The sequence below is a fragment of the Ruegeria haliotis genome (assembly GCF_013377785.1).
In the GTDB taxonomy this organism is placed as follows: Bacteria; Pseudomonadota; Alphaproteobacteria; order Rhodobacterales; family Rhodobacteraceae; genus Ruegeria; species Ruegeria haliotis.
The window spans coordinates 71,156-86,786 of sequence record NZ_JABXWT010000015.1 but is presented as its reverse complement, the minus strand read 5'-3'; the positions used below and the strand labels follow the sequence as shown (position 1 = coordinate 86,786).

Annotated in this window: 19 protein-coding genes; 14 read left to right on the top strand and 5 right to left on the bottom strand. The window is 58.0% G+C overall.

Annotated features, from left to right (window positions below; all coding sequences use genetic code 11):
• Window positions 1-29 precede the first annotated feature (29 nt).
• From HW561_RS19000 to HW561_RS18960, 9 genes are all read left to right on the top strand, one after another.
• Window positions 30-647, top strand: a complete 618-nt coding sequence (locus HW561_RS19000) for a scavenger receptor class F, member 2 (RefSeq protein ID WP_235962985.1) — start codon at window positions 30-32, stop codon at window positions 645-647.
• Between the two features lie 60 nt (window positions 648-707).
• Window positions 708-1,643, top strand: a complete 936-nt coding sequence (locus HW561_RS18995) for an aspartate carbamoyltransferase catalytic subunit (RefSeq protein ID WP_176866949.1) — start codon at window positions 708-710, stop codon at window positions 1,641-1,643.
• On the top strand, window positions 1,640-2,161 hold the full coding sequence (locus HW561_RS18990; RefSeq protein WP_176866948.1) for a hypothetical protein: 522 nt from the start codon (window positions 1,640-1,642) through the stop codon (window positions 2,159-2,161). The genes HW561_RS18995 and HW561_RS18990 overlap by 4 nt, the downstream gene beginning before the upstream one ends.
• The gene (locus tag HW561_RS18985; RefSeq protein ID WP_176866947.1) at window positions 2,146-2,532 is read left to right on the top strand and encodes a hypothetical protein; all 387 of its coding nucleotides are present in this window, start codon (window positions 2,146-2,148) and stop codon (window positions 2,530-2,532) included. Before HW561_RS18990 ends, HW561_RS18985 begins: the two co-directional genes overlap by 16 nt.
• A complete protein-coding gene (pyrC, locus tag HW561_RS18980; protein WP_176866946.1) occupies window positions 2,529-3,809 on the top strand; it encodes a dihydroorotase in 1,281 nt (426 codons plus the stop codon). Before HW561_RS18985 ends, pyrC begins: the two co-directional genes overlap by 4 nt.
• Window positions 3,809-4,414 (top strand): glycerol-3-phosphate 1-O-acyltransferase PlsY, encoded by a 606-nt coding sequence (gene plsY / locus HW561_RS18975; protein ID WP_176866945.1) that lies wholly within the window; start codon window positions 3,809-3,811, stop codon window positions 4,412-4,414. The genes pyrC and plsY overlap by 1 nt, the downstream gene beginning before the upstream one ends.
• Entirely contained in the window at window positions 4,411-4,680 is a 270-nt protein-coding gene (locus HW561_RS18970) for a hypothetical protein (RefSeq protein WP_176866944.1), read from the top strand. The genes plsY and HW561_RS18970 overlap by 4 nt, the downstream gene beginning before the upstream one ends.
• 191 nt (window positions 4,681-4,871) lie before the next feature.
• The gene (locus HW561_RS18965; RefSeq protein ID WP_176866943.1) at window positions 4,872-5,345 is read left to right on the top strand and encodes a YHS domain-containing (seleno)protein; all 474 of its coding nucleotides are present in this window, start codon (window positions 4,872-4,874) and stop codon (window positions 5,343-5,345) included.
• A gap of 271 nt (window positions 5,346-5,616) precedes the next feature.
• Entirely contained in the window at window positions 5,617-6,150 is a 534-nt protein-coding gene (locus HW561_RS18960; protein WP_176866942.1) for an outer membrane protein, read from the top strand.
• 53 nt (window positions 6,151-6,203) lie between these two features.
• On the opposite strand, the gene HW561_RS18955 is transcribed toward HW561_RS18960, so the two are convergent.
• A complete protein-coding gene (locus tag HW561_RS18955; RefSeq protein WP_176866941.1) occupies window positions 6,204-7,187 on the bottom strand; it encodes a quinone oxidoreductase family protein in 984 nt (327 codons plus the stop codon).
• A gap of 192 nt (window positions 7,188-7,379) precedes the next feature.
• On the opposite strand from HW561_RS18955, the gene HW561_RS18950 reads away from it, so the two are divergent.
• Complete coding sequence (locus HW561_RS18950) at window positions 7,380-8,237, top strand: DUF2189 domain-containing protein (RefSeq protein WP_176866940.1); 858 nt, start codon at window positions 7,380-7,382, stop codon at window positions 8,235-8,237.
• 40 nt (window positions 8,238-8,277) lie between these two features.
• Here the strand turns inward: HW561_RS18950 and HW561_RS18945 are convergent, their stop codons facing one another.
• Window positions 8,278-9,264, bottom strand: a complete 987-nt coding sequence (locus tag HW561_RS18945) for an NAD(P)H-quinone oxidoreductase (protein WP_176866939.1) — start codon at window positions 9,262-9,264, stop codon at window positions 8,278-8,280.
• Window positions 9,265-9,328: 64 nt separating this feature from the next.
• Entirely contained in the window at window positions 9,329-10,021 is a 693-nt protein-coding gene (locus HW561_RS18940; protein WP_176866938.1) for a COQ9 family protein, read from the bottom strand.
• A gap of 111 nt (window positions 10,022-10,132) precedes the next feature.
• Between HW561_RS18940 and rpsU the strand changes: the two genes are divergently transcribed.
• Window positions 10,133-10,339 carry a 30S ribosomal protein S21 gene (gene rpsU / locus HW561_RS18935; protein ID WP_005614280.1) on the top strand — a complete coding sequence of 69 codons (207 nt, stop codon included), beginning with the start codon at window positions 10,133-10,135 and terminating at the stop codon, window positions 10,337-10,339.
• A 294-nt stretch (window positions 10,340-10,633) separates the two neighbouring features.
• Entirely contained in the window at window positions 10,634-11,758 is a 1,125-nt protein-coding gene (locus tag HW561_RS18930; RefSeq protein ID WP_176866937.1) for a CAP domain-containing protein, read from the top strand.
• 52 nt (window positions 11,759-11,810) lie between these two features.
• On the opposite strand, the gene ppk2 is transcribed toward HW561_RS18930, so the two are convergent.
• Window positions 11,811-12,749 carry a polyphosphate kinase 2 gene (gene ppk2, locus HW561_RS18925; protein WP_176866936.1) on the bottom strand — a complete coding sequence of 313 codons (939 nt, stop codon included), beginning with the start codon at window positions 12,747-12,749 and terminating at the stop codon, window positions 11,811-11,813.
• A 276-nt stretch (window positions 12,750-13,025) separates the two neighbouring features.
• On the opposite strand from ppk2, the gene HW561_RS24210 reads away from it, so the two are divergent.
• Complete coding sequence (locus HW561_RS24210; RefSeq protein ID WP_176866935.1) at window positions 13,026-13,865, top strand: CPBP family glutamic-type intramembrane protease; 840 nt, start codon at window positions 13,026-13,028, stop codon at window positions 13,863-13,865.
• A gap of 3 nt (window positions 13,866-13,868) precedes the next feature.
• Here the strand turns inward: HW561_RS24210 and HW561_RS18915 are convergent, their stop codons facing one another.
• Entirely contained in the window at window positions 13,869-14,327 is a 459-nt protein-coding gene (locus HW561_RS18915; protein WP_176866934.1) for an Lrp/AsnC family transcriptional regulator, read from the bottom strand.
• A gap of 136 nt (window positions 14,328-14,463) precedes the next feature.
• On the opposite strand from HW561_RS18915, the gene ald reads away from it, so the two are divergent.
• Window positions 14,464-15,582 carry an alanine dehydrogenase gene (gene ald, locus HW561_RS18910; protein WP_176866933.1) on the top strand — a complete coding sequence of 373 codons (1,119 nt, stop codon included), beginning with the start codon at window positions 14,464-14,466 and terminating at the stop codon, window positions 15,580-15,582.
• Window positions 15,583-15,631: the final 49 nt, after the last annotated feature.

Sequence of the window (15,631 nt, the reverse complement as noted above, 5' to 3'; positions counted from 1 at the left end):
GCTCGGTCGCACCGACCATGGATGCTGTCATGCTGTTCGTCTTACGATATCTTCTGATTGGATTGCTGTTCGCCACGACCAGCGGCGGACCTGCAGCGGCAACCTTCCATGACAAGCACGGCCAATGCCGGGCAGGTCAATTCCAGTGCGGCAGCGGGTGCTGTTCGGCAGGACAAAGGTGCAGCTTTGACGGCCACTGCATCAGACCCGGCGGCACCTATTGCGGTGGCGGTCGGTCCTGCGGCCCGTTTGAGCGTTGCGTGGCAGGTGGAACCCGCTGTGCGCCCATCGGTGCGAACAAATGCACGTCGCGCCTGGATTGCCCGGGCGGCAGTTTCTGCAACGCGCGCGGCGAATGCGAGCGGACTACGCCGGAATTTGACCCCAGCCCCCCGACAAAATGCGAAAGCGGGCTGACCTGTGCGCCCGGATCATCGTGCCTGCCCGGCGGTGGGTGCTCTCGCCCCGGATGGTTTCTATGTGAAGAAACCGACTCGCAGTGCCGCACTGGCTTTAAGTGTTCGCAACATCAGGGGTGTGTGCCGATCAAGGCCATCGACTGCGGGTACGGTAAATGGTGCAAACCCGGCGAGCAGTGCCTGCCGGATGGCGGGTGCGAGAAACTGCCCCAAGGCGAAGAACCGTAGGTTGCCCCGCCGCGTTTGCGAACTTATAACCGGCGCGACTGTCAGACAGGAGCCCGCCCCATGCGTTTCGCCCATCGTCACCTTCTTGGCATTGAGCATCTGTCGCAATCCGATATCACCGCCATTCTGGATCTGGCCGAAAAATACGTCGATCTGAACCGGCAATCGGCCAAACACTCGGACGTTCTGGCCGGGCTGACCCAGATCAACATGTTTTTTGAAAACTCGACCCGCACGCAGGCCAGCTTCGAGATAGCCGGCAAACGGCTGGGCGCCGATGTGATGAACATGGCGATGCAGGCCAGTTCGATCAAAAAGGGCGAGACGCTGATCGACACGGCGATGACGCTGAACGCGATGCATCCCGATTTGCTGGTGGTGCGCCACCCTCACTCTGGCGCAGTCGATCTTCTGGCACAAAAGGTAAATTGCGCCGTGCTGAACGCAGGTGACGGGCGGCATGAACACCCGACGCAGGCCCTGCTGGACGCGCTGACCATTCGTCGCGCCAAAGGGCGGCTGCATCGTCTGAACATCGCCATCTGCGGCGACGTTGCACATTCCCGAGTGGCCCGGTCCAATCTGATCCTGCTGGGCAAGATGGAAAACCGCATCCGCCTGATCGGCCCACCGACACTGGTGCCCTCACAGTTTTCGGAATTCGGTGCCGAGATTTACGACGACATGAACGAGGGCCTTAAGGACGTCGACGTCGTGATGATGCTGCGCCTTCAGAAAGAGCGGATGGATGGCGGCTTTATCCCGTCCGAGCGGGAATACTATCATCGTTACGGACTGGACGCCGCCAAGCTGGCGCTGGCCAAGCCCGATGCCATCGTCATGCACCCCGGCCCGATGAACAGAGGCGTTGAAATCGACGGCGTTCTGGCCGACGACATCAACCGTTCCGTCATCCAGGAACAGGTCGAAATGGGTGTCGCGGTCCGTATGGCCGCGATGGAGTTGCTGGCCCGCAATCTAGGTGAAGCCGCATGAGCGATCTGACTGTCGCCCCTCACGAGCACGGCGTTGTGCGCCTGTTTGCACTGGACATGCGCCCGGAAGAGGCAAAGTTCCTGCGCGAACCCGGCGCAATCGATCAGCTACTAGGGGTTGCCGGGTTGGACCCTGAACAGATCGATATCTTCCCTGTCTCCGACCTCGAGGATCTGGGACTTTTCGGTTATCTCAATGAAGGCTGCGGTATCTCCGAGGATCAACTGGATCGCGACGCGCTTCAGGCCATCGACGGCTGGGTGATGGTCTTGCGCAGCGCCGCTTTTGGCGGGCACGCAGCGACGCTGAACCCGGACCCGAAACTCCGCCTGATCGGCCTGTACACCGAAGACGCAACAAGCTGGTCCGGCGGAGTCATCGAGACCGACAGCGCCAAACCGTTCTCTGCCCCGCAAGGTAGCACTGAAGGGATCGGTCAGCCTCACCGCATTGGCTCCGCCATTCTGGCTCTTGTCATCCTTCTGGCTGTCGGAGGTGCCCTATGGCTGATCCTGTGATCTTCACGCCGGATAAAGGGGCCTATATCCGCACAAACACTTGGCTGGCCGCCGGAGCCATGGCCGCGGCGATGATCGTGCTGTGGCTGCTCAGCAATCCCTACATCTGGACCGGCGCGCCAGCAGGTCTGGCCGCCATCGGCATCCGCGCCTGGTATCTGGCCTCGGAAGAGCTGGCCACCAAGTGGGAGATGAGCGACACCACTCTGACCGGCCCCGGCCCACGTGTCATACCCCTGAACCAGGTCGCTGCGGTCAACACGATGGGCAGCTTTGTCCAGATCGTCACCAAAAGCGGCGACAAACACCTGATCAAATACCAAGCGGACCCAGCAGCCACCAAAGCCGCGATTGAAAGGGCATTGCCATGAGCAATTCAATTTTCACCAATGCCCGCCTGATCGACCCGGAAACCGGCACGGACAGCATCGGTTGGCTGCACGTGGTCGGCGGACGCATCGCGGCGCGCGGCGACGGGAATGCCCCGACAACGGATGCTCAGGTTATCGACTGCAATGGCAAATGCCTCGCGCCCGGTATCGTCGATATCGGCGTCAAAGTTTGTGAGCCGGGCGAGCGGCACAAGGAAAGCTATAAATCAGCGGGGCTCGCCGCTGCTGCCGGGGGCGTGACCACCATCATCACCCGCCCCGACACCAGCCCCGCCATCGACACACCTGAAACACTGGAATTCGTCACCCGCCGCGCGCAAGCAGACGCGCCGGTCAACGTATTGCCCATGGCTGCCCTGACCAAAGGGCGCGAAGGGCGCGAAATGACCGAGATCGGGTTTCTGCTGGATGCAGGCGCAGTTGCTTTCACCGACTGTGACCATGTCGTCGCCAACACCAAGGTTTTCTCGCGCGCTTTGACCTATGCCCGCTCCTGCGGCGCTTTGGTTATCGCCCACCCGCAGGAGCCGGGACTCAGCGCCGGGACCGCCGCAACCAGTGGTAAGTTCGCCGCACTGCGCGGCCTTCCCGCCGTATCCGCACGGGCCGAGCGCATGGGACTGGACCGCGACATCGCCCTGCTGGAAATGACGGGGGCGGCGTACCATGCGGATCAGATCACCACTGCACGTGCTCTGCCCGCGCTGGAACGGGCCAAAGGGAATGGGCTGGATATCACCGCTGGCACCTCGATCCATCATCTGACGTTGAACGAACTGGACGTGGCCGACTATCGCACCTTCTTCAAGGTCAAGCCGCCCCTGCGGTCCGAAGATGATCGGCAAGCCGTGATCGAGGCGGTACGCAGCGGGTTGATTGACACGATCAGCTCAATGCACACACCGCAGGACGAAGAAAGCAAACGCCTGCCATTCGAAGAGGCCGCCTCGGGCGCGGTCGCGTTGGAAACATTGCTCCCGGCGGCGCTGCGGCTCTATCATTCGGGTCAGTTGGATCTACCGACGCTGTTCCGCGCCATGGCGTTGAACCCGGCAAAACGTCTCGGACTGAACAGTGGTCGCCTGTCCGAAGGCGCCCCAGCCGATCTGGTGTTGTTTGACCCCGATGTGCCCTTTGTACTTGATCGGTTCACGCTGAAATCCAAATCACAAAACACGCCGTTTGACGGGCAGCGGATGCAAGGTAAGGTCACCGCAACCTATGTTGCTGGCAAAGAAATCTACCGGAGACCCTGATGCCCCTGATCGACAGTACAACCACGCAGCTGATCCTTTGGGCTGCCCTCGGGTATCTGATGGGGTCGATCCCGTTTGGAATGCTTATTGCGCGGATCATGGGGCTGGGCAATTTGCGCCAGATCGGATCGGGCAATATCGGCGCCACGAACGTATTGCGCACCGGAAACAAGGCTGCCGCCGCACTGACCTTGCTGTTTGATGCCGCCAAAGGGGCGGCAGCCGTGCTTCTGGCCCGTGCCTTTGCCGGGGATGATGCCGCGCAGATCGCCGCACTGGCTGCGTTTCTGGGCCACTGTTTTCCGGTCTGGCTGGGCTTCAAGGGCGGCAAGGGTGTCGCAACATTTCTGGGCCTTTGGCTGGCGCTGGACTGGCGTGTCGGGATTGCCTGCTGTCTGACCTGGCTTGCGGCGGCCGCAATCTGGCGGATCTCATCCGTCGGTGCCTTGGCAGCGGCCGCTCTGTCCACGACGTGGATCGTTGTTCTGACAGATGGGTCGGCCTTCTTTCTGGGGATAATACTGACAATGCTGGTCTACTGGCGTCACAACGCCAATGTTGCCCGTATCAAAGCCGGTACAGAACCAAAAATCGGAAAACCGTGACCGCATCAGAAACTTTTCTGACGGCATTTTTTGCCCTGCCTCTGGGTACGTTTACCGGCACGACAGATACCCGGCGATATGTTGTCTCCCGTCGGGTGATGGCAGCAGGCAAATCGCACAAACTGGTGGCACACGAACTGGGTGGTCCGGATTACGTCAGTCTGAACCTGTATCAGACGCGGAACAGCGGTGCCTTGCTGCGCCCCTGCGAAATGTCTGCGTACAAAGTTACCGATTTCGTGATCGCGCTAAGGCCCGATCTCTGATCACTCTTTGCATTTTTGAACAGATACCCTTCACGTCCGCACAATCACAATTGATTGCTTTGAACGTGATCCGACCGCTTCCCACCTGAATTCTCGTGACGGTCAATTACCGGCTGCACAGGACAAAATCTCTGGGACCACCAGTCACGAATATAGTGACCATGGAGGCCCAACTCACGAAAGGTAAAGCTATGAACACGTTTAAATCTCTGGTCGGCGGCGTCGCGCTGTCCGTAGCAATCGCAACTTCGGCTCTGGCGGCTGGCGTTGAAATCAACGCAAGCTCGACCGGTCTCGCCATGCAGGGTTATGACCCGGTTGCCTATTTCACCGTAGGCGAGGCAACCAAGGGCGATTACAAGATCACCACGCTGCACAACGACGCGCTGTACCGCTTTGCCTCGGAAGAGAACAAAGTCGCATTCGAAGCAAACCCTGAAGCCTACCTGCCCGCCTATGGTGGCTACTGCGCATTCGGCACCGCGATGGGCTTCAAGTTTGACGGCGACCCGACCTACTGGAAAATCGTCGACAACAAGCTGTACCTGAACCTGTCGAAGGATATCCAAGAACGTTGGGAAGGCGACATCCCGGGCTTCAACCAACGTGCTGACGTCAACTGGGAAGACATTGCCGACAAAGACCCGGCAGAGCTGCAGCAATAATCCGCTGAAGAATTCAGACATGTCGGCGGCGGATTGTTCCGCCGCCGCTTGTCGTTTGAAGCCACTATATTTGGCACCTATCTATTCAGAAAATAAGCGCCCAATTTTAATGGGCGCAGGCTTCCGTGAGCATTCGGACATGCCGCAATTCGGGTCGGAATACGTAGAACTTCAGTGATCCGGTCTTCGGACCGGAGCGTATGAGTCTGTACACGCGCACAGGTGAATTCCACGCCTGCGGTACAGAAATTCGAACAAAAGGAAGAATGAGATGACAGGTAAATTGGCACTCGCAACCGCTGTCGCGACTCTGGCGGCAGGATCAGCCATGGCACAATCTTCGGGCAACTGGACCGGGTTTTATGGTGGTGCGCAAATCGGTTACGCCGATGTGGACACCAACCTGTCCGGTGTTGACGGCGACGGCCTGATCGGCGGTATCATTCTGGGGTACGACTATGATCTGGGCGACTGGGTCGTCGGTGGTGGTTTCGATTACGACTGGACCGACATAAACCTGTCCAGCGCCGCCACGGTCGAGGATGTCTGGCGCATCAAGGCGCGCGCTGGTTACAAAGTGAACCCGCAAGGCCTGCTTTACGGCACTGCAGGATATGCCGATGCAAGTACCGACAATCTGGGCAGCGATAATGGCTGGTTCATCGGCGCAGGCTATGAGCAGATCGTCGCCCCCAATGTCAGCATTGCCGGTGAACTGCTGTACCATGAATTTGACAACTTCAACTCATCAGGTGTGGATGTAGACGCAACCACCCTTCAGATCCGAGCAGCCTACCGATTCTGAGGCTATCGCTTTGAAATTGACCGGACCCGGCGTTCAGCGCCGGGTCTTTTTGGTCAAATGTCCAAGATTGTACTGCCAGTAGTCTGCCGCGCCTCAAGCGCGCGATGCGCGTCCGCGACCTGATCCAGCGGGAAACGCTGATCGATATGGATCTTGACCTCACCGCCCTCGACCTTGCCAAACAGGCGTCGCGCCATTGCCTGGCAGACCGTTTGGTCGGAAATATGCGTGAACAAAGTTGGCCGGGTGATCTTGAGCGACCCTTTCTGTCCGAGAATTCCGATATTCAGCGGCGGCACCGGACCCGAGGCATTACCGAAGGATATCATCATGCCCAGAGGCTTCAGGCAATCCAGCGACCCTTCGAACGTATCCGCCCCGACCGAGTCCATTACGACGTTCACGCCTTTACCTTGGGTGATTTCAGCCACCCGCTCGGCGAAATTCTCAGTTCGGTAATTGATGCAATGCGCAGCACCGTTGAATTGGGCCAGACTGCATTTTTCATCTGTCCCGGCCGTACCGATCAGGGTGATGCCTTCGGACTTTGCCCATTGGCAGGCAATCAACCCGACACCACCGGCCGCCGCATGAAACAGAACCGTATCCCCCCGTTTCAGCGGAGTGGTTCGATGAAACAGGTATTCCACTGTCATACCCTTGAGCATCATCGCTGCCGCGGCATCGAAAGAAATTCCATCCGGTAGCGGGCAGACCTGCGCCGCTGGCATCACCCGCGCCTCGCAATACGCACCAGACGGCGTTGCAGCATATGCCGCACGCTGGCCCGGTTCCAGATGTGTCACCCCTTCACCCACCGCCTCGATCAGGCCTGCAGCTTCCATGCCCAGCGCGTGTGGCAGGTCCAATGGATACAGGCCAGTACGTTGATATACATCAATAAAATTCAATCCGCAGGCATGGTGACGAATACGCACCTCACCCGGCCCGGGATCCCCCAATTGCCTGTCTTCTACCTGTAAAACCTCGGGGCCGCCGAATTCATGAATGACAACCGTACGCGCTGTTTGCTGCATGCTGACCTCCTCTTGCCTGATGCTAAGCTAACATGCCTGCGCGACAGGGCAATCAGGCGATCTCGCAGTGGTGATTCAGTGAAATATCAAACTGTGCTATACTGACAGCAGGCGTTGCCGGTCGGTCCGGCCATGGGCAACCTGATGCCGGATTCACTCCGCGGCGCACCCGCGCCAGGGAAGGGAATGAACATGGCAAAAACAATCGGTAATCCGATCAGTTGGGTGACCCAAAATCTGGGTGCCTCTGGTGATCATGTCACGGAAAGCGTATCCCGGATTGGCAGTTCAGACACAAAGCATCTGCCCATGGTACAGACGCTGACTTTGCAGGATTTACGCGCCTGCCTGAAGGCGGGATACCACGACTTTCTGGAAACCCGCGCCGACGTGATATTTATCGTGCTGATCTACCCTATTGCCGGGCTATTGATGTTCGGGCTGGGGTTCAACATGAACATGGTGCCGCTGCTGGCCCCATTGGTTGCGGGCTTTGCCCTGATCGGCCCCGTGGCGGCTGTAGGGCTATACGAAATCAGCCGCAAGCGTGAACAGGGCAACGAAGTGCATTGGCTGGATGCGTTCAGCGTTTTCCGATCTCCGTCGTTTGGCGCTATCCTGGTGCTGGGTTTCTATCTCGTGATGTTGTTGCTGATCTGGCTGATGGTCGCGCAGAGCATCTATGTACACACACTTGGCCCGGAACCACCCGCATCGCTCAGCGCGTTTGCCGCGCAGATATTCACAACCGGTGCGGGGTGGACCATGATCATCTTTGGAACCACCGCAGGGTTCCTGTTTGCCCTTTGCGCGCTGGCCATCAGTGTTGTCAGCTTTCCCCTATTGCTGGACCGCAAAGTCGGGCTTCCAGTGGCCGTTGTCACCTCATTCCGCGTGCTGCGTCACAATCCGGGAGTCATTCTGGCGTGGGGTTTCATTGTGGCGGCGCTGTTGGTTCTCGGTGCAATTCCAATGCTATTGGGGCTGATCGTGGTCATGCCAGTTCTGGGTCACGCCACCTGGCACCTGTACCGCCGCGCGGTTGCCTGAACGTTTGAGGATGCGCGGGACAAACCCGCGCATCAGTATGTCAGCCAGACACTTTCAATACGATTTTCCCGATATGGCCTGAGCTTTCCATTCGCGCATGGGCCGCTGCGGCGTCGGACAGGTCAAATTCACTATCCATGACCGGTGCAACCTTGCCAGCTTCGAGCAGGGGCCAAACCGCCTCGCGCAGATCCTGCGCAATCTCCGCCTTGGCCAGATCGCTTTGAGGGCGCAGCGTGCTGCCGGTCAGGGTCAATCGTTTCACCATCATCATGGCAAAGTTCAGCTCGACTTTCGGCCCTTGCAGAAAGGCGATCTGTACCAGACGCCCATCCTCGGCCAGCGCTTTGACGTTGCGCGGGATGTAGTCGCCACCGACCATGTCCAGGATCAGGTTCGCGCCGCCCTCGGCCCGCATGACGCCCACAAAATCCTCATCCCGGTAGTTGATCGCCTTCTCGGCCCCCAACCTGACGCAAGCGTCGCATTTTTCATCCGACCCGGCAGTGGCAAAAACACGGGCCCCAAAAGCATTGGCAAGCTGGATCGCCGTGGTCCCAATCCCGCTGGAACCGCCATGAACCAGAAACCGCTCTCCGGCTTGCAGGCCACCACGGGTGAAGACGTTGGACCAGACGGTGAAGCATGTTTCGGGCAAGCAAGCGGCCTCTTTCATACCCATTCCCTGCGGCACAGGCAGGCAATGGGCAGCGGGAGTGGCAACGTATTCCGCGTATCCACCTCCGGGCAGAAGGGCGCAGACCTTGTCACCGATCGACACATCTTCGACGCCAGACCCCACCGCAACCACTTCGCCAGATGCTTCCAGCCCCGGCAGATCACTTGCGCCCGGCGGCGGATCATAAGCCCCGGCGCGCTGCAATGCATCCGGTCGGTTCACCCCCGCATAAGCCACTTTGAGGATAACCTGGCCTGCTTCCGGGCCGGGCACCGGGCGTTCGGTCGACTGCAAAACATCGGGGCCGCCCGGCTTGGAAATCTCAACAGCACGCATCATCTGAGTCATCGGCAAATCTCCTTTGTCCAATGCCTAGCAGGCATCCGAACAAAGGCCCAGCAGCAAGAAAACGTCACTTTTTCGGGTTGAGCATTCCGGGCAAATCGGCGCGCATCTTATCCGGCGCCTTCACCTGACTGGCCAGCCAGTTCGGAACCGCGAGAAACGGTTTGAGCAAAGGGTTTTCATTCACCTGCGCCTTGAGCTTTTCGAACTGCATGACATCGGCAATGCGGCGAGCCAGAAACTCCCATGTGCGTTGATGGTCCGGGCTGTCATCCCCCAGCCAGAACAGCAATGTCGAGGAATACACACCCGACAACGTGGCACGTTTCGTATACCAGTTCACATCATCAGAGGTGTCGCCCAGCGCGTCCCAAATCAAGTCACACGTCTGCCAGACCGCCTTTGCCCCCGCGCCAGCATGCGAGGGTAACGAAAACAACGTCATCCCCCGACGCACAAGCTCTTTGTCCTCGACCGCTTCAAGCCGGAAGCGTACCGCAGCGGCGATCTTGTCCCGGAATTTAAGATCGCTCATGTCTTCGGTCTTGATCCGTTCCAGCATGGCTGCGTCACCGCGCGCGTGATAAGCAAGCGCCAGATCAACCGCACCGCGTGGGCAAACTGCCCGCGCCAAACCATCATCCAGATCGCAGTCTGCAATTGCTGCGCGAAAGCTTGTTTCAGACCAGCCATCGAACGGAACGTGGTTCAGCATCGCGTCCAAAAGTTGCTGTTTTGCATCTTCATAAGTAGGGGTCATGGCGGTTCTCCGGTTCTCAGGCCCAGTACTAGACAAGATAGAGGCGCTTTGCTATACGGCCAATTCCTGCAATTTCCTTGCAACTCTATCTAGAAAGGTGGTGACAACCACATGCAGGTTAGTGTTCGCGACAATAACGTCGATCAGGCGCTTCGTGCCCTGAAGAAAAAGCTGCAGCGCGAAGGCGTGTTCCGCGAAATGAAGCTCAAGCAACATTTCGAGAAACCGTCCGAGAAAAAAGCGCGCGAGAAAGCTGAAGCGATCCGCCGTGCCCGTAAACTGGCACGTAAGAAAGCACAGCGCGAAGGTCTCCTCTGAGATCCGAGCTCGTCCAGCTTTGGATGACACTATTTGACGACCCCCGAGGCATTGCCCGGGGGTTTGTCGTTTTCAGGGTCGGACACATTCCGCCGACATGGGTCCCGCGCGTGCGGCAACCTGCCATTTCCCTCTCAGCAACATTTTGCCCGGCATTTTGCAGCGCAGCGAATCTCGCTTTGGTAGCACTGCACCGCCAAAATCCGCCTTAGATTGCAACGCCCCTATCGGCACCGACACAGCCCTCTGTAACTGGCCCGGTCTGCAAAGACGCACAACCAAACGGAGGCAAAAATGTCGACTGCAAGTAGTTTCGAACGTGAAATGTTGACGCTTATTAACCAGGAGCGCACATCACGTGGGCTGGAAGCACTGCAACTGGAGACTCAGTTGAACGACTCGTCCGAGGATCACAGCGCATGGATGCTGGGCACGGATACGTTCAGCCACACCGGATCGGGCGGGTCCACTGCGACCCAGCGGATGGAAGCTGCCGGTTTCGATCTTGAAGGAAGCTGGCGCACCGGCGAAAATATCGCGTGGCAATCCGAACGTGGCGCCCCCGGCATCAGCGACGATGTCGCACAGCTGCACCAGAACCTGATGAACAGCCCCGGCCACCGGGCCAACATTCTGAACCCGGATTTCCGATATATCGGGATTGGGATCGAAACCGGGGACATGCAGGGATTCGATGCTGTCATGGTAACCCAGAATTTCGCTGAAACGAGTGCCGAGGTCATGCTGGATAATGGCGGCACAACGCCCCCTGCTCCTGTTCCGCCGGAGGAAGAGGTTGTCGAACCAGAACAGCCAGTGACCGAACCCCCTGAAACCGACGTCACCGAGACTGAAGAGCCACCGGTACCTGAAACACCCGAAACCGAAGAACCGGAAACCGAAGAGCCGGGCACCGACGTTACCGACACTGAAGAACCGGAAACCGAAGAGCCCGGAACCGACGTCACTGACACTGAAGAGCCGGAAACCGAAGAACCCGGTACCGATGTCACCGATACTGAAGAACCGGAAACCGAAGAACCCGGTACCGACGTCACCGATACTGAAGAGCCGGAAACCGAAGAACCCGGTACCGATGTCACCGATACTGAAGAGCCGGAAACCGAGACACCCGGAACCGAGGAACCGGCGGAAGGATGTTTCGACGTTGCTGCCTTCCTTGCTGAGATCGAGGCATTTATCGAAGACCTGCGATCAAATCTTGATCAGTTCGTATGGGATGACGACGGGATGACCCCGCCTGAAACCACCGAGGACGATATAGACCCTGTCATGGTTAGCGAGACCGAGCCGGTTGAAGAAACCGTCTCGACCTGCTCAGACATGGCGGGTGATGGCACCGGCGACATCTTTGTGTTCAACTATTTCGACATGAACTGCATGTTGGACGCCGCCTGATTGATAACCCGGTGCGAGGCAGGTTGCCTGCCTCGCATCACCGCCGGAAACGTCAATAAACCTTTGGCACGTATAACTCATCCGGCAAAACCCGGCGTTCGTAGTCCGGGTTGTATCGGCGGTCCGGCAGGTTGACCTTTTCCTGTGGCACATCCTCATAAGGGATTCTGGTCAACAAGTCCTCGATACAGTTCAGGCGCTCGCGTTTCTTGTCATTACCTTCCACGATGTACCAGGGCGCCTCGGGGATGTTGGTGCGGAAGAACATATCCTCTTTGGCTTTGGTATAGGATTCCCAGCGGATGCGGGATTCCAGATCCATCGGCGACAGTTTCCACTGCTTCATCGGATCATGAATGCGCATGAGGAATCGCAATTGCTGTTCCTCATCCGTGATCGAGAACCAATATTTCAGCAGAATGATCCCCGACCGCACCAACATGCGTTCAAACTCCGGAACGTCCTGAAAAAACTGTTCGACCTGATCATCCGACGCAAAGCCCATCACCCGCTCGACCCCGGCCCTGTTGTACCAGGAGCGGTCGAACAGAACGATCTCGCCCGCTGCAGGCAGATGCGGCACGTAGCGCTGGAAATACCATTGGCTCTGCTCGCGGCGGCTGGGTGCCGGCAAGGCGACCACGCGCGCGACGCGCGGGTTCAACCGCTGAGTGATGCGTTTTATCACACCCCCTTTGCCCGCACTGTCACGGCCTTCGAACAGGATGCAAACCTTGGCACCGGTGTGCTGAACCCAATCCTGCACCCGGATCAATTCGGCCTGCAGCCGCAGCAGGTTGCGGAAATAGACCGTGCGATCCAGCATATCCGGATGCTGCTCGCGATAGATCTTGCGAACTTCCACCGAGAGCATCGGTTCGCTGAATTCGATCTCGAAATCTTCGTCCAGCGTGTCTTCCAACTCGGCTTCAAGCCAGTCTTTGGGGGCGCTGTTGTTTTCGTATGCCAAAGTCTGCTCCTTCTCAGTCATCGGGTTCGGATCGTACCGGATCTGTGTAACCGCCTGATGTCATCGGATAAATTGATGCCACCGCAATGCTCTGATCTGTCGGGACCGAACCTGCAAAGCAATTTCGGCGCAGGGCGAGCTGCGCTGTATTCGTCTGAATGTGGACGTCTCGCGCCGGGGATACAAGCGTCAGAATTGCCGCAACACTTGCGAACGGCCCAAGCAGATCAACTCGGTATCTTGCGCTAAGGTACAATTGCAAGGCATCACAACCAATATCAAACCAAAGAGACCAGTGTGCCGCAATTTCTCTCATTTCTGCCAGAAATCTGGTCCTGGCTGATCCTGATCACCGCGCAAGTCGCGGCGCTGGCGAGGCGATCCGCCCTAAGCGTGGCTTTGCTGGCTGTGTTCGCGAGTGTCTCATTGGTTATCGGGCTGATATCGCCTCTGGCCATGGCAATGATCGGTTTTGGTCTTCTGGGCGCGCGTTGCCTTCCACGCTTGTCTGGCTGGGCAGCCGGGGTTGGACACGTTGCGCTGATCCTTTGGTGTCTGGCATTGGGCGCTCATCTAGTTCCCGGCTTTAATAATCTGCAAATATTGGATCAGGTACAGGCTGGCGCGCGCAGCGCCGATTTCACGATGTTTCTGAACGTGGACAAACCGATGATCTTTTTCGCGGTCCTGTTGGCTTGGCCGGGAATGTTGAACAATACGAGGGCAACTAGTTTTCCAACTCTCATCCCTGGCCTGGCAATACTGCCGCTTTTATTTGCTGTGGGTTTAGGTGCTGGTGCAATACGCCTCGAAGTTGGCTTACCGCCATGGTGGTTGGTCTTCGCACTATCCAATCTCTTCATGACTTGCTTGGCAGAAGAGGCCTTTTTTCGTGGCTATCTGCAATCCGCGATCACATCTCGTGTCGGCGCTGCAGCCGGGATTGTAGCGGCAAGCCTTTTGTTTGGACTCGCACATTTTAGTGGCGGCTTTGCTCTGGTGGTGTTCGCGTCAATCTTGGGATTGGGCTGCGGGCTAGGTTACTTTGCAACGGGTCGTTTATGGGTGTCTGTAGCAATGCACTTCAGCTTTAACTTTCTGCATTTGGCTTTGTTCACCTACCCAGGCCCCGTCTGAACATCAAACCGGCAGCGCAGTGGTCTTGAACACCGTGCGCAAGGCAAACGAACTTTGCATCTGGGCGACCCCTGGCAAACGCGACAGATATTGCCTGTGGATGCGGGCAAAATCTTCGGTGTTCTCAGCAACCACCTTCAGGATGTAATCCGCTGTCCCCGCCATCAGATGGCATTCCAGCACGTCCGGGATACGCGCGACTGCCTTTTCGAAGGCGTCCAGAACCTCTTCGGCCTGCCCCTGTAGCGTGATCTCGACAAACACCGTCGTGGGCACATTCATCTTGCGGGCGTCCAGCAGGGCGACGTAATTGCGAATATATCCGTCCAGCTCTAACCGCTGCACCCGCCTGTGGCAGGCAGACGGGGACAGGTTCACCTGATCGGACAGTTCCGCATTCGACATCCGGCCATTTCGTTGCAGAGCAGCCAAAATCTTACGATCTGTCGCATCTATGCTCATTGACGCACATCCATTGCAAAGAAAATAGATAATACGGGAAAATCTTTCAAAAGAAAGCCCATATGCACGCATTGTTTCACAATAATTGCACCGGAAAATGCACATAATTTAGGCAGTGTATGAACGGAGATCCCACATGAAAATCGGCTGCCCCAAGGAAATCAAACCCCAGGAGTTCCGTGTTGGAGTGACCCCCAACGCCGCACAAGAAGCGGTTGCGCGTGGTCATGAGGTACTAATCGAAACCGGCGCCGGGATCGGAGCCGGCTTTGACGACGAAGCCTACATCGCCGCCGGAGCCCGCATCCTGGACACGGCAGAAGAGGTGTTTGCCACTGCCGACATGATCGTCAAGGTCAAGGAGCCTCAGGCGGGTGAACGCAAGATGCTGCGCGAAGGGCAGCTGCTGTTTACCTATCTGCACCTGGCACCGGATCCGGATCAGACGCATGATCTGCTGGAATCGGGCTGTACGGCGATTGCCTATGAAACCGTAACAGATCCCAATGGCGGTCTGCCCCTTCTGGCTCCCATGTCCGAAGTCGCGGGGCGGCTGGCGCCTCAGGTCGGATCTTGGACATTGCAGAAGGCCAATGGCGGTCGCGGCGTTCTGATGGGCGGCGTACCCGGGGTTGGCCCCGCCAATGTGGTCGTCATCGGTGGTGGTGTGGTCGGCACCCACGCAGCAAAGATCGCGGCAGGCATGGGCGCGGATGTGACCGTTCTGGATCGCTCACTGCCACGCTTGCGGTACCTGGATGATGTCTTCGGCGGCACCTTCAAAAGCCAGTACTCCACCGCTGGTGCAACTGCAGAACTGATCCAGACCGCCGATATGGTCATCGGCGCTGTTCTGATTCCCGGTGCCGCGGCACCTAAGCTGATCTCGCGGGCGCAGCTTTCCACAATGAAACCCGGCGCTGTGCTGGTCGATGTGGCCATCGATCAGGGCGGCTGCTTTGAAACCTCGCGCGCCACAACGCATGCCGATCCGATTTATGAGGTGGATGGCGTTATGCACTACTGCGTCGCCAACATGCCGGGCGCCGTTGCGCGGACCTCGACAATCGCCCTGGGCAACGCAACGATGCCGTTCATGTTGGCGCTGGCCGACAAAGGATGGAAAAAAGCCTGTCAGGACGATCCACACCTGCTAGCAGGGCTGAACGTACACGCCGGTCAGCTGACTTACGATGCCGTCGGCAAAGCGTTGGGGATTGATGTCGTTTCACCCGACACCGTCATCAAGGCCTAAAGCCTCCCGCCCCTGAAAGCGCCCTTTTTGCAAAGGGCGCTTTACAGCG

What these genes read in the sequence shown, in the direction of transcription:
- HW561_RS18940 (WP_176866938.1), bottom strand. Translation starts at nt 10,021, where the DNA reads ATGACCCCTACTTATGAAGATGCAAAACAGCAACTTTTGGACGCGATG.
- ald (WP_176866933.1), top strand. Translation starts at nt 14,464, where the DNA reads ATGAAAATCGGCTGCCCCAAGGAAATCAAACCCCAGGAGTTCCGTGTT.
- rpsU (WP_005614280.1), top strand. Translation starts at nt 10,133, where the DNA reads ATGCAGGTTAGTGTTCGCGACAATAACGTCGATCAGGCGCTTCGTGCC.
- HW561_RS18955 (WP_176866941.1), bottom strand. Translation starts at nt 7,187, where the DNA reads ATGCAGCAAACAGCGCGTACGGTTGTCATTCATGAATTCGGCGGCCCC.
- HW561_RS19000 (WP_235962985.1), top strand. Translation starts at nt 30, where the DNA reads ATGCTGTTCGTCTTACGATATCTTCTGATTGGATTGCTGTTCGCCACG.
- HW561_RS18950 (WP_176866940.1), top strand. Translation starts at nt 7,380, where the DNA reads ATGGCAAAAACAATCGGTAATCCGATCAGTTGGGTGACCCAAAATCTG.
- HW561_RS18960 (WP_176866942.1), top strand. Translation starts at nt 5,617, where the DNA reads ATGACAGGTAAATTGGCACTCGCAACCGCTGTCGCGACTCTGGCGGCA.
- pyrC (WP_176866946.1), top strand. Translation starts at nt 2,529, where the DNA reads ATGAGCAATTCAATTTTCACCAATGCCCGCCTGATCGACCCGGAAACC.
- HW561_RS18965 (WP_176866943.1), top strand. Translation starts at nt 4,872, where the DNA reads ATGAACACGTTTAAATCTCTGGTCGGCGGCGTCGCGCTGTCCGTAGCA.
- HW561_RS18930 (WP_176866937.1), top strand. Translation starts at nt 10,634, where the DNA reads ATGTCGACTGCAAGTAGTTTCGAACGTGAAATGTTGACGCTTATTAAC.
- HW561_RS18985 (WP_176866947.1), top strand. Translation starts at nt 2,146, where the DNA reads ATGGCTGATCCTGTGATCTTCACGCCGGATAAAGGGGCCTATATCCGC.
- plsY (WP_176866945.1), top strand. Translation starts at nt 3,809, where the DNA reads ATGCCCCTGATCGACAGTACAACCACGCAGCTGATCCTTTGGGCTGCC.
- HW561_RS18915 (WP_176866934.1), bottom strand. Translation starts at nt 14,327, where the DNA reads ATGAGCATAGATGCGACAGATCGTAAGATTTTGGCTGCTCTGCAACGA.
- HW561_RS18995 (WP_176866949.1), top strand. Translation starts at nt 708, where the DNA reads ATGCGTTTCGCCCATCGTCACCTTCTTGGCATTGAGCATCTGTCGCAA.
- HW561_RS18990 (WP_176866948.1), top strand. Translation starts at nt 1,640, where the DNA reads ATGAGCGATCTGACTGTCGCCCCTCACGAGCACGGCGTTGTGCGCCTG.
- HW561_RS18945 (WP_176866939.1), bottom strand. Translation starts at nt 9,264, where the DNA reads ATGACTCAGATGATGCGTGCTGTTGAGATTTCCAAGCCGGGCGGCCCC.
- ppk2 (WP_176866936.1), bottom strand. Translation starts at nt 12,749, where the DNA reads ATGACTGAGAAGGAGCAGACTTTGGCATACGAAAACAACAGCGCCCCC.